We start from the raw sequence: 12,292 nt of genomic DNA on the forward strand, positions 1-12,292 counted from the left end.
AAAGAGCCCCAATTCATAAATTTGATGCGTTAGTTCAAGCTTGCCAAAGTCAGGTTGGCTGCATCAACGTCATCTTCTGCTTTTAGCTTTTCAGACCAAGCTTTAAACTCGTCTTTAGACACCACGCGAACCGCTATTGGCATAAAGGCGTGATCTTTACCGCAAAGCTCAGAACACTGACCGTAATACATGCCTTCTTTACGTGCGTTGAACCAAGTTTCGTTGATCCGGCCTGGTACCGCGTCGGTTTTGACGCCGAAAGCAGGTACCGCAAATGCGTGAATAACGTCCGCAGCAGTTACAAGCACACGAACTGTTGTGCCCACTGGCACCACCAATTCGTTGTCCACTGCCAAAAGTCTTGGCTGGCCTGGCTTAGATGCTGCGATCTCTTCTTCGCTCAGCATGATCGAGTCATATGAAGCGCCGTCAAGGTCGTTATATTCGTAACCCCAGTACCATTGGTAACCGGTTGCAGTAATAGTCACTTCAGCGGCTGGAACTTGCTCGCCATTTTCGCGTGAGAAAATTGAGCTGCCCAAATATTTGCGTTCACCATCTGGCGTGATCATTTGATCGGCCAAAACACCAAATGAGGGAATAGCAATCACGATCAACACCAAAATCGGAACAACGGTCCAAACAATTTCAATGAAAGTGTTGTGGGTTGTGCGAGATGGATTAGGATTTGCTTTCGCATTGTAACGAAACATGACCCAGATCAATAATGCAGTAACGAAAAGTGTTATGACAACGATGATTGGCATCAATAGGCCATTATGGAAAGCTGCTGTGCTGTCCATGATGGTTGTTACAGATGGTTGAAATCCGATTGCACCATCAGTTGGCTGACCTGTAATTGGATCACCAGCTTCTTGAGCGAATGCGGTTGCGGGCAATGCCCATGCGATGATTGCAGATGTGACTTTAGCCAGACGTGCGAAAATGCTGCTCACGTCAGTCTCCCTTTGCGACATGTTTAAAGCCTAATAGCTGAACATACGCATAAGTGGAGTAGTCTCCTCTTGTCAATTCGCGCATCCCCAAATTAGGCAGAATCTCATTGCTGACCTAAATCATATCAGAACAGTTTGCGCAATTCCAATTGCACCACAAACAGTGCGGCATATTCTCCCAACTGCACAAAAATGCACAGTTTTTTGTTGTTTTTGTAAGAATCACGATTAAGGCCATCCTCATGCCGTAATCTAAAGTCCAAAAATATGCGTTAAGAAGTGTGATGTTGAAATTGACTATTTTGTTCTCAACGCACAAAAACATATCACTTTCCAGTTGGAAACATTTTTGGGGAATCGCTTTGTTCGCTCGTATTGCTGTAATTGCTAGCTTTTTAGGCCTTCTTGCCGTCTCAACATTTGGTGCAAATGCTCAAGGCATTGTTCGCGCCCAACATGGAGACTGGCAGCTAACCTGTGATACGCCTCCAGGCGCAAGCTTTGAGCAATGTGCCCTCATTCAAAATGTGACCGCTGATGACCAGCCCGGCGTAGCGCTCAGCGTAATCGTGTTGAAAACGGCAGATGGACAGGCTCGCCTGTTGCGGGTTCTCGCACCACTGGGCATTTTGTTGCCCAACCAACTTGGTTTGGTTCTTGATGGTCAAGATAAGGGCCGCGCGCCGTTCATTCGCTGTTTGCCAAATGGGTGCATGGCCGAAGTTGTTTTGGATGACGCGCTTCTGGAACAATTGCGCACCGGTAGCTCTGCATTGTTTGTTGTGTTCAAGACACCGGAAGAAGGTATCGGTATTCCCGTATCACTTCTCGGCCTTGGCGATGGGTTCGACAAGCTCCCCTAACCCTCATTTGGCGTTTTACCCAAACAGTTGACTTGATCTTTTGGAAACAAAAGACCATCTATGGCGCCAATTCTGTTCTGGCGGCGCAAGTGTGCAGCCTTCAAAAGAAAGCTGATATATGTCCAAGCCAGCAACGAATGGCATGAAAGCCGTTTTCACTGAAGGTTCAACCATGCGCCACGTGGTCGTGATGACCACAACTTCGGCGATTGGGTTGATGGCCATTTTCTTTGTGGACGCGATCACGTTGTTTTACATCAGCCAACTTAACGATGCTGCACAAACCGCTGCCGTTGGCCGGGCAAGCTATGTGCTCGGCTTCGTCATTGGTCTTTCTGTCGGCTTTATGATTGGGGCGTCGGCCATGGTTGCCCGCTCGATTGGCGCTGGAGACGAAGAAGCCGCACGATCCTATTCGGGTACGTCACTCATTTCAGCATTCATTTTCGGCGGTATTGTCACAATTGTTGGGTTCCTGCTCACCGATTGGTTTATGGGGCTTTTGAAAGCCGAGGGCCAAGCGCTCGATTATGCCCGCACATATCTCTATATCGTTTTGCCAACCATGCCGTTTTTGGCCGTTGGTATGGTGACCATGGGCCTGTTACGTTCTAAAGGCGACGCAAAACGTTCGATGTATTTGCCGCTAATCGGCGGTGTACTTACCGCTGTGCTTGACCCAATTTTCATTTTTGTTCTTGGCTGGGATGTTGTTGGCGCCGCGATGGTTTCCTCCATCATGCGGATAACATTTGCAGCATTGGGTCTTTATTTTGTAATTGGCGTCCACAATATGGTCGCGCTGCCCACTTTGGAACGTTTTGGCAAAGATCTGCGCAACATCCTAAAAATAGCACTGCCAACCGTCGCGACAAACCTCGCCGCGCCAGTCGGCGCATTTTTGATTGCGCAGGGTATTGCTGATTATGGTGACGCTGCGATTGCTGGCCAGTCAGTGGTTGATCGTCTTGTGCCGTTGGCCTTCGGCGTGATCTTTTCGCTTTCAGGGGCTGTTGGTCCAATCATTGGCCAAAACTTTGGTGCCTTTAAGATGGATCGAGTTCACCAGGCGCTGACCGACGGGGTGATCTTTAATATCGTTTATGTGTTGATTGCTTGGGCCCTGCTGTTTTTCGCGCAAGACTTTGTTGTGCGCACTTACAATGCAAGTGGTGATATGGAAGTGGTCATTCGGCTGTTCTGCACTATCATGGCAGGCTCGTTCTTGTTCAATGGCATGTTGTTTGTTTCAAATGCTGCGTTCAACAACCTTGGCAAACCGCTCTATGCCACAATGTTCAACTGGGCGCGTCAGACACTTGGTGTTGTGCCATTTGTGTATTTCGGTGCGCAATGGGCAGGTCTGTCTGGCATTTATTGGGGTATTGCGGCAGGTGCTGTGCTATTTGGTATCGCGCCCGTAATCGCAGCGTTCGCGCTCATCCGTCGCCTAACCGCCGAACAAGCTCTAAAAGCTGAAGCTGCTCCTGCCACCTAGGGCTTGCGCCGTAGGTTTAGCCAAAAAAAGCCGAACCGACAGATATTCTGTGGGCTCGGCTAAGTTTTGGGGGTTAGAAGTTTTAGATGAATTGTAGCGGCTAAAGACCACTTGCCTTTTTCCGAGCGCCGTTTAGACGCCACACGGCTTGGTCTCGACCAACCTGCACGAGTTCACGTACATTTTCTCGGCTTAGCCCAATGTCACTGAGTTGATCAGCATCTAAGCTCATCAGAGCTTTATACGTCTTATGCTGATTGTAGGTCCGCATAACACGAACCCAAAATAGTGAAATGTGTGTCGCGAGTGACATCAGCTGGGGATTGCCGAAGCTGAAGCCCTGACGACGATGTGCAGACACATACGCCATATCAAATCTCCATTTGTGCGTGATTGCCAAAATTAGTGGCAAAGGAAGAATACATCTAAGAAGATATTGACAAATGTATCATTCGTCCAACAAATAGAACTTATAGTTACGATCAATATTTGTGATGAAGGTTTTGGTGACGACAATGACAAGCCCTCTAGATTTGGACCAATTGCAAACATTTGCGGTGATTGCTGACTGTGGCAGCTTCACCGAAGCCGCCAAGCGGGTGTTCAAAACCCAGTCTGCCGTTTCAATGCAAATTAAACGACTTGAAGAACGGCTTGGCACTGCCCTGCTCGTGCGCGAAGGGCGACGCGTAACGGTTACCCACGCGGGTGAAACGCTTTATCACCGGGCGCGACGTATGCTGCAGATCAACGCCGATATTGTGGACCTGTTTTCGAAAGAAGACCTATCGGGCACGATTCATATCGGTATTCCAGACGATTATGCGGTGCGGGTTTTGCCCATTCTTTTATCGTCGTTCCAGCATTCCCACCCCAAAATTCAAGTGGATGTGAAATGCCAACCTTCCGAAGACCTTTTGGATGGGGTGAAGTCTGGTAAATATGACATGATCATTTTCACCCAAGGCACCAACCAGAAGTTTGGCGAACTATTGCGGTCCGAACCCATGCATTGGGTCGTGGGCAAAGGATCGAAAGCAGCGGAGATGACGCCAGTGCCCATCGCCTGTGGCAATAAAGATTGCTGCTGGCGCATGGCCGCTGACGACGCGTTGAACGACGCGAATATTGACTTTCGCATTGCCTATACATCATCAAACGCGACCGCGATTACCAGCGCGGTACATGCGGGGCTCGCCGTTGGCTTGCTTACTGAGAGCTCCATCACCCCGGAAATGCGGATATTGGGCAGAAGCGACGGCATGCCTGACCTGCCAAAGGCCGATATTGCCATGTTGCGGGCCAGCAACGCTTACGGCGGCATTTACAACGCGTTGGCTGAACATATTAAGTCCAGCCTAGAAACCGTGTTGGAAAATTCTGCCGCCTAGACCTGTGGCCCGGAACGGAAGGGGCCCTTGCGAAAGACCGCCTTCCGTTGGGGTGCGTCTTATTTGGGTTCGCCGACATGTTGATAATCAAACCCTTTGATGATCAACCAAATGCTCATGCCGATTTCAAACAGTCCGCCGGGTGCCGACAACATCACGCCAATGCCGCTGCCATATAATTCTGACACGGTTCCTATGATGAAGATCACATATCCGATGATGCCCCAGATTGAGAAAAGGCGCGGCACCAAGCGGGTGCGGAAAAGCACGATACACATCACAATGCCCGCTATTCCCCAAAGGGTCATGCCGACCTGATAGGCGTAAAAGTTCGCTTTAGACAAAAGTAAAACCCACAAGGCCGCTTGTTCTGGGTCAACATCTGCAACGCCGCTCAGGGGCACAACCAGACCTAAAAACACGCCGCCAAACAACAGTGATGTTGTGGCGATTGCTGCGCCGCTCAAATAACCCACGGAAAGAAAGCGAGCATATGGCGCGATGATGCAAAACATAATTGTGGCGAGCAGCATGTTCGCAATCGTGTGGACGATCGTCAGCAACCCAACACTGGACATATATAGGGTCGCACTGGCCGCAACTTCAGCCAACGGGTTCGCACCAGTTAGCGTACCATCAATAATTGCGGTGCCTATGCCATAGGCCAAAAAGGTAAGAATGAAGAACCCGCCGTAAAACCGGGCGGCGGTGAGATTTCGCGTTTGTGCAATCGCTTGTGTCATGTTGATGCCTTTCAAAGCATGTTTAAACGGCTTCATACGCCTAATTTCACATATTATAAATTGACCAATGCTCTTGATCTGATATGCATATATGCATGGATTGGTGCGCAACGACATTTGATTGGAACCGCACGCGGGCATTTTTGGTCGCCGCGGAAGAAGGCTCTCTTTCCGCAGCCGCACGGGCCCTTGGGTTGGCGCAACCAACCCTTGGCCGCCAAGTTGAGGCATTGGAAGCTGAGCTTGGATTGACGCTTTTTGAGCGCGATGGACGTGGCATTGTTTTGACCCCGAGCGGCGTGGAACTGTTGGAACATGCGCGCGCAATGGGCGCTGCGGCGATGCAGTTTTCCCTGTCGGCGCACGGCCAATCTCAAGCGATTGAAGGTGATGTTTCAATCGCGGCAAGTGAAACAATTGCAGCGGTCATGCTGCCACCAATCGTTGCAAAATTGCGCGCTCAAGAGCCAGGTATCGAAGTTGAAATCGTCGTTTCAAACAATGCAAGTGATCTGGCACGCCGCGAGGCGGACATTGCAATTCGACACTTCCGCCCGGCAGAGCCGGACCTTTATGCCAAGAAAATCAAGGACATGCATACCCAGCTCTATGCGACACCCGCCTATTTGGAAAAGGTAGGAAATCCGCAAACGCTTGATGAACTTAACAAGGCAAGTTTCATCAGCTTAGACAAAGTAAATGTCGTCATGCAAGGTTTAAACGCCAATGGCATGTCTCTCACGCAAGACAATTTTCCGGTGATGACACAAAGTTATTTGGTGATGTGGGAATTGGTGAAACAGGGGGTCGGCATTGGCGTTCTTGACGCCGCGATTGGCGACAAAGAACCGCTGGTTCAACGCGCCCTGCCCGATTTCAAATCCATCACATTTCCCATGTGGCTGGTGGCCCACCGAGAACTCAAAACAAGTCGCCGCATAAGGCGGGTGTTTGATTTTTTGGCTGAAGAACTCGCGAAAACTTAGAACAAGCGCTCGGTAAAGATCTTCTCGATGTCGCCGCCCCACATGCCGTGATAGGCGTCGAGCATATTTTCTGCCGGGCTTTTTTCAGTTTTCAGCGCACGCTCAACAGGATGCAAGAAAACACTTTCGTCGAAATCTTCCCAGTTTTTGCGTGCACGAGCTGCCAAACCAGCGCGAGAAATTTCCAACATATCGCGCGCGATGTCTCCGACTTTCCGGCCCGCGATTTCGGCTTGGAAAGCAGATTTGGCGACGTCCACACGCAACTGATCGCGCTGTTCCGCGGTCCAACCTTTCACCAAATCCCAAGCTGCGTCGAGTGCGGTTTGATCATAAAGCACGCCAACCCAAAGCGCTGGCATGGCGCAAATACCTTCCCATGGGCCGCTATCCGCACCGCGCATTTCGAGGAAACTTTTCAAGCGAACTTCAGGGAAAATTGTTGAAAGGTGATCTTCCCAATCTGCCATTGTCGGCAATTCACCCGGCAATTGGGGCAGTTTTCCCTCAAGAAACGCCCGGAAGCTTTCGCCAGCGCAATTGATATATTCGCCGTTTCGGATGATGAAATACATCGGCACGTCCAGCGCGTAATCCGCATAGCGCTCAAATCCCATGCCATCTTCAAATGTGAAGGGCAGCATGCCGGTGCGGTCATTGTCGGTGTTCTGCCAGATATGGCTGCGGTACGACAAATAGCCCGACGGCTTGCCATCTATAAATGGTGAGTTTGCGAAAATCGCCGTTGTAATTGGCTGGAGCGCGACGCTTGTGCGCAATTTTTGCACCATGTCGGCTTCAGACGCGAAATCCAAGTTCACTTGTACCGTACAGGAGCGGAACATCATTGATGTGCCCAGCGTGCCAACCTTTTCCATATAGGGTTTCATTATGCCATAGCGGGACTTTGGCATGGTGGGCATTTCATCCAAACCCCATGTTGGCGCGACGCCAAGGCCCAAAAACTCTAATCCCATCTCGTCCGTGATGGAGCGCAACAATTTGAGGTGGTTGCCCGTTTCAGCGCATGTTTCGTGGATCGTTTCCAGCGGTGCGCCAGACAATTCCAACTGCCCGCCCGGCTCCAATGAAATTGAAGCGCCCATTTTGGGATCTTTAAGGCCAATAATGTTGCCCTTATCCATTAAGGGCGTCCATTTGGTTTTTTCCTGCACCGCTTCCAGAATAGCCTTGATGCCAGCTTTGCCCTCATATGGGGTTGGCGATTTTTCCTTTTTGCAAAAGACAAACTTCTCGTGCTCGGTGCCGATGCGCCACTGGTCTTTTGGTCTAACACCCTTCGATAAGGCTTCAATCAAATCGTTTTTTGTTTCGATCTGTGGGCTGGCGGCTGGGGCTGACATAGAAGGTCCGTTTGTTCGTATCGGGTTTTAACCCGAATTTTGCATCAAATTTGCGCTCGACAATAACGCTGAAAAAAATTGTTTCAATCCTTTTATCGTAAATCACCGATATTTGACTGAACTAAGGTCAACGCGACCACGGCAGCGGTGTCCGCGCGAAGGATTCTTGGGCCCAAACTGATGGGGACACAAAATGGTTTGGCCAACAAAAGTTGGCGCTCTGCGTCCGAAAATCCACCCTCGGGCCCAATAAGCACAGCAATAGGTGCATCCCTATGTTGCAAAAGCCGATCAGAAGCGCTGCCCGCTGGCGCTGCTTCGTCCGCAAAAACCAATTTACGATCTGAGTGTAGCCGATCCCATTGATCAAGCAATTGATCTAGCGCAATGGCTTCGTGGACCTCTGGCACATTCAAAATTTCGCACTGTTCTGCGGCTTCGACAATATTTGCACGCATTTTATCGAGCTTTAACCGACCAACCATCTGGGTATGTTGGGTTAAAACGGGTTGCAAATGCCCAACGCCCATTTCGGTGGCCTTTTGCATCATATAGTCAAGGCGCCCGGCTTTTAAGGGCGCAAACATGTACCATAAGTCTGAAACTGGGGTCTGTTCCGCGACCCGTACCAATATGGACAGCAATGCGCCCTTGCGATGCGGATCTGCAATCTGCACTAAGAAAGCGCCGTCCCGCCCGTTAAAGAGAATCAGGTGATCCCCTTCCTTTTTGCGCATCACATTGAGCAAATAGTTGGTTTGCGACCTATCCAACTTGATCTGTCCATCGGGGGAGAGATCAGTTTCGATAAATAGTCGGCTTAGATTTTTGTGATGGCGTGGCATTGGGACTGGCTTAGGTTCCGATTTGGGGTCTTTACTTGCTTAAAAATTGATGAACACCTATTAGCGTTGTTAGACGCTGATACAGAAATTGTGACCATGAGTGAACCAAAAACTGAACGTGTAGCTGACGCCAGCGCCAAAAATTGGGTCGATCTTTACGCCCCCGCCATAGCTCGTCCTTACTTGCGCCTTGCGCGTGTTGATCGTCCAATTGGCATTTGGTTATTGTTTTGGCCTTGTGCTTTTGCTCTCGGTTTGGCCGCTGTCGCCCGCCCACAAACCGGGTTTTCTTTCTACTATCTGTTTCTGTTTTTTGTTGGTGCAGCCGCCATGCGTGGCGCGGGCTGCACGTTGAATGATATTGTTGATCGCGATATTGACGACAAGGTTGAACGTACGAGGTCGCGACCGATCCCCGCAGGGCAAGTCAGCGTCAAACAAGCCCTCATGTTTTTGGTCATTCAATGCCTAGTTGGCTTGGTTGTTTTGCTCCAATTCAACGATTTTACGAAGTTGCTGGGCGTTTCCTCGCTCATTCTGGTGGTGATTTATCCCTTTATGAAGCGGATCACCTATTGGCCGCAGCTCTTTTTGGGTCTTGCGTTCAACTGGGGGGCGTTGATGGGATGGGCGGCCATGTTCGGCACACTGCACTACCCTGCTTTTTGGCTCTATGCGGGTTCTATTTTGTGGACCATTGGTTACGACACAATCTATGCGCTGCAAGATCGCGAAGATGATGCCATGATCGGCGTTAAATCTACCGCACGCTTATTCGGCAATTATGCACGCGAAATCACCGCCGCGTTTTATGTCGGCGCATTGATTTTGTGGTGGTTTGCGGTTGATGGCGCGGGGGTCGGAAAGGTATTCCTTTACGCCATATGGGTTGTGCCTGCACTTTTGCTTTGGCAGATCGTAACGCTAAAACCGAACGAGGGCATAAACTGCCTCGTCCGGTTTAAAGCAAATCATTGGGTCGGGCTGGCACTAGCACTTAGTTTATTCATCGAATACCGATTTTGAGTTTGGAGACTTCAAAATCGCAACCCAAAGTGCATTTAGGTGATTAGGGTCTAGACCCTAGCCTGAGACCAAGCCGAGCTTGCGTTTATTGAGGAAACGTGGACGACGATTAGCCTCTGGCGCAAATTTGCGACGGCTAGTTTCGTTGCCAAGCAATACACCGCCAACTTGCTGTGTATATGGCACCATCTCACCGTTTCCAGCGCGAATGAACAATGGCAATGAAAGCTTTTTGCCCCAATTTTGCCATTCAGCAACCACTGCGCGGTTACCCTCTTCTTCGAAAACTTTGTAGTTCAAGCCGCTGTCAGTGTGGACCAACTCGATTGAACTGGTCAAAACACCCTCTTCTGAAATGGTCGTTGCCACAGCAACACCAATATACTCAGTCACAGGGACTTTAATTTTGATTGGGACGCCGCTTTTAGAAAGAGTTTTGCGAACTGTTACAGTTTTCACATCCTCTTTTGGTGCGTTGTCGTTTGCGGGGCGAAGCTCGGGCATTGGCTGACCGTTCTTCGCGAATAGGATCACGTTGGATCCTTTAATTGTTGTGCCTTGCAGCATGTTGGTGCCTTCCTGTTAACACGAGAGCTTGTTTTTTATTTCGCTTCTCTTTGTTGAGGCCCAACTTACAGACGAGGTTTTCCCATCTACTTAAAAAAAGCGGTTAAATTTTCGTTGTTTCAAAGAGGGTTAGCAGGTTATGACCGGGTGTAAGAGCCGGTTAACCGAAAAGGCATGGTTGCACCTTATATAAAGGTCACATATCAGTCTGCCGGGCAGTTTGAGCCAGTTCTGCTATCTAGGAGCATTGAATGCCGCGACCAAGTGTCTTGGAAATTGAAGAAGATTTGGAATTGATCCGCAGTGCAGCCGTGAGCGCCGGGATCATCGCGACAGGCTTTTTTCGTCAAGATGTAAAAACGTGGACCAAAGAAAATTCATCTCCTGTCACTGAGGCCGACTATGCGGTGGATCGTTATTTGAAGGCCACCCTTCTCGCTGAGCGCCCAGAATATGGCTGGCTAAGTGAAGAGACCGCAGACGATCTTGATCGGCTGGAACGCGAGCGCGTATTTGTCGTCGATCCGATTGATGGAACGCGCGGCTATTTGCACGGCGACGATAGCTGGACCATTTGCATTGCTATTGTAGAAGACGGCCGTACCATTGCCGGTGTCGTTTATGCACCCATCCGCGATGAGCTTTATGAAGCGATCCTTGATGGTGGTGCCTACCTCAATGGCAGACCCTTGCTTAGATGTCCTCGCATTGGCACCGATGGGCCGATAATGCCCGCACCCGACGCCGTTCACCGTGAGTTGGATGCACGCGGCATTTCCTATACACGCGGCCCAGCCATTCGCTCGCTTGCCCTAAAACTTGTTCAAGTCGCAACTGGCGCGTTGGACATTGCAATATCAAGGCGCGGCGCTCAAGATTGGGATATTGCATCTGCCAATCTCATCCTTGGGGAGTGCGGTATTGTTCTTGAAGATGTGTGTTGCGGCGCGCCGACATTTAACAAACGAGAAATTCGTCACGGCGCTATTGCGGCGATGGCGAAGGACAGTTTAAAAGACGACATCCATGAGGTGCTGCGCAATATATATGGATGCCCAGTAACCGAATAGCTTTTGAGTAATGTGGGGACTTTATGAGCGAAGAAAACAAACAGCTGCTTCATCTTGTGATTGGTGGCGAACTAGAAGACATCAACGAAATGACCTTCCGCGATTTGGATGAGGTCGATATTGTCGGTGTATATCCAAATTACGAAGCGGCATGTGCCGTTTGGAAACAAAAAGCACAAATGACCGTCGATAACGCACACATGCGCTATTTCGTTGTGCATTTGCACCGCCTGCTTGATCCAGGTTCAAAGTAAACAGTTTATGGCAAATCAAATCGACCACCCCGAAAAAACGGGCTTCTTCAATAGCCCTGCTTTCCGGCGCTTTTTGGGTTGGCACGTGCTTGGTGGCTATTTGCGGTTTACATCCGCAACGTCGAAATTTGTTTACGACCCGCCAAATGCACATGATATTTCAGTTGATCTAATGCCCGCCATTTTTTGCTGCTGGCACGGCCAGGGCATGCTGGGCATGAAATTGGTGCCAGTTGCTGAAAAACTCTCCATCCTGACATCTCGTCACCCAGACGGGCAAATCGTCGCCGCTGCTGCACAAAGCTTTGGCTGCTCCAGCATTGATGGGTCTGGCGCAAGCTTTAAACAGGATGAAGGCACAGGCGGCATGGCCGCAATGCGCGAAATGCTGCGTGAAATGAAACGTGGGCAGTCTATTGGCATCACCGCCGATATTCCGCCGGTGCCCGGTAGACAGGTCAGCGACGGCATCGCGCTACTGGCAAGATTTTCTGGGCGTCCCATTATCCCCTATGCGGTGTCCAGCTCACGCCGCACGGTTTTGGATAAAGTTTGGGATAAGATGCAGATCAATCACCCGTTCTCGCGCATGACAGCTTGTATTGATGAGCCGATTTATGTCCCCCGAACCGCCAAGGATTTGGAGCCCTTTTCCAAAGAGCTCGCGATGAAGCTCGATCGCACGACTGCGCGTGCATTTGAGTTGGCGGATAAAAAAGACTGATCCAA

At 50.0% G+C, this 12,292-nt stretch carries 14 protein-coding genes; 8 read left to right on the forward strand and 6 right to left on the reverse strand.

The features are described 5' to 3' along the window. Positions 1 to 29: 29 nt before the first annotated feature. On the reverse strand, positions 30 to 956 hold the full coding sequence (coxB, locus tag AC2D8L_RS08450) for a cytochrome c oxidase subunit II (protein WP_484685001.1): 927 nt from the start codon (positions 954 to 956) through the stop codon (positions 30 to 32). Between the two features lie 362 nt (positions 957 to 1,318). On the opposite strand from coxB, the gene AC2D8L_RS08455 reads away from it, so the two are divergent. Together AC2D8L_RS08455 and AC2D8L_RS08460 are read left to right on the forward strand one after the other, a co-directional pair. After that, positions 1,319 to 1,819 (forward strand): invasion associated locus B family protein, encoded by a 501-nt coding sequence (locus tag AC2D8L_RS08455; protein WP_484685002.1) that lies wholly within the window; start codon positions 1,319 to 1,321, stop codon positions 1,817 to 1,819. A gap of 118 nt (positions 1,820 to 1,937) precedes the next feature. After that, the gene (locus tag AC2D8L_RS08460; RefSeq protein ID WP_484685003.1) at positions 1,938 to 3,317 is read left to right on the forward strand and encodes an MATE family efflux transporter; all 1,380 of its coding nucleotides are present in this window, start codon (positions 1,938 to 1,940) and stop codon (positions 3,315 to 3,317) included. A gap of 100 nt (positions 3,318 to 3,417) precedes the next feature. On the opposite strand, the gene AC2D8L_RS08465 is transcribed toward AC2D8L_RS08460, so the two are convergent. Further along, positions 3,418 to 3,687, reverse strand: a complete 270-nt coding sequence (locus tag AC2D8L_RS08465) for a YjiS-like domain-containing protein (RefSeq protein WP_484685004.1) — start codon at positions 3,685 to 3,687, stop codon at positions 3,418 to 3,420. Between the two features lie 145 nt (positions 3,688 to 3,832). Here AC2D8L_RS08465 and AC2D8L_RS08470 point away from each other — a divergent pair, with 145 nt between their 5' ends. Then, entirely contained in the window at positions 3,833 to 4,708 is an 876-nt protein-coding gene (locus tag AC2D8L_RS08470) for a LysR family transcriptional regulator (RefSeq protein WP_484685005.1), read from the forward strand. Between the two features lie 59 nt (positions 4,709 to 4,767). Here the strand turns inward: AC2D8L_RS08470 and AC2D8L_RS08475 are convergent, their stop codons facing one another. Further along, positions 4,768 to 5,487: a DUF4386 domain-containing protein gene (locus AC2D8L_RS08475; protein WP_484685006.1), complete on the reverse strand. Its 720-nt coding sequence runs from the start codon at positions 5,485 to 5,487 to the stop codon at positions 4,768 to 4,770. A gap of 59 nt (positions 5,488 to 5,546) precedes the next feature. On the opposite strand from AC2D8L_RS08475, the gene AC2D8L_RS08480 reads away from it, so the two are divergent. After that, positions 5,547 to 6,437: a LysR family transcriptional regulator gene (locus tag AC2D8L_RS08480; RefSeq protein WP_484685007.1), complete on the forward strand. Its 891-nt coding sequence runs from the start codon at positions 5,547 to 5,549 to the stop codon at positions 6,435 to 6,437. On the opposite strand, the gene AC2D8L_RS08485 is transcribed toward AC2D8L_RS08480, so the two are convergent. Next, positions 6,434 to 7,801, reverse strand: coding sequence for a glutamate--cysteine ligase (locus tag AC2D8L_RS08485; protein ID WP_484685008.1), 1,368 nt, complete (start codon positions 7,799 to 7,801; stop codon positions 6,434 to 6,436). The genes AC2D8L_RS08480 and AC2D8L_RS08485 overlap by 4 nt on opposite strands. A gap of 92 nt (positions 7,802 to 7,893) precedes the next feature. Then, positions 7,894 to 8,646 (reverse strand): 16S rRNA (uracil(1498)-N(3))-methyltransferase, encoded by a 753-nt coding sequence (locus tag AC2D8L_RS08490; protein ID WP_484685009.1) that lies wholly within the window; start codon positions 8,644 to 8,646, stop codon positions 7,894 to 7,896. Positions 8,647 to 8,742: 96 nt separating this feature from the next. Here AC2D8L_RS08490 and ubiA point away from each other — a divergent pair, with 96 nt between their 5' ends. Then, complete coding sequence (gene ubiA, locus AC2D8L_RS08495; RefSeq protein WP_484685010.1) at positions 8,743 to 9,672, forward strand: 4-hydroxybenzoate octaprenyltransferase; 930 nt, start codon at positions 8,743 to 8,745, stop codon at positions 9,670 to 9,672. Positions 9,673 to 9,729: 57 nt separating this feature from the next. Here the strand turns inward: ubiA and AC2D8L_RS08500 are convergent, their stop codons facing one another. Further along, positions 9,730 to 10,239 (reverse strand): DUF6101 family protein, encoded by a 510-nt coding sequence (locus AC2D8L_RS08500; RefSeq protein WP_484685011.1) that lies wholly within the window; start codon positions 10,237 to 10,239, stop codon positions 9,730 to 9,732. Between the two features lie 251 nt (positions 10,240 to 10,490). Between AC2D8L_RS08500 and AC2D8L_RS08505 the strand changes: the two genes are divergently transcribed. From AC2D8L_RS08505 to AC2D8L_RS08515, 3 genes are read left to right on the forward strand one after another with little or no spacing between them, the layout of a single operon-like run. Beyond that, complete coding sequence (locus tag AC2D8L_RS08505) at positions 10,491 to 11,309, forward strand: 3'(2'),5'-bisphosphate nucleotidase CysQ (protein WP_484685012.1); 819 nt, start codon at positions 10,491 to 10,493, stop codon at positions 11,307 to 11,309. 23 nt (positions 11,310 to 11,332) lie between these two features. Beyond that, on the forward strand, positions 11,333 to 11,563 hold the full coding sequence (locus tag AC2D8L_RS08510) for a DUF4170 domain-containing protein (RefSeq protein WP_484685013.1): 231 nt from the start codon (positions 11,333 to 11,335) through the stop codon (positions 11,561 to 11,563). A gap of 7 nt (positions 11,564 to 11,570) precedes the next feature. Continuing rightward, entirely contained in the window at positions 11,571 to 12,287 is a 717-nt protein-coding gene (locus AC2D8L_RS08515) for a lysophospholipid acyltransferase family protein (RefSeq protein ID WP_484685014.1), read from the forward strand. Positions 12,288 to 12,292: the final 5 nt, after the last annotated feature.

The organism is Maritalea sp. YIW29, assembly GCF_057219265.1.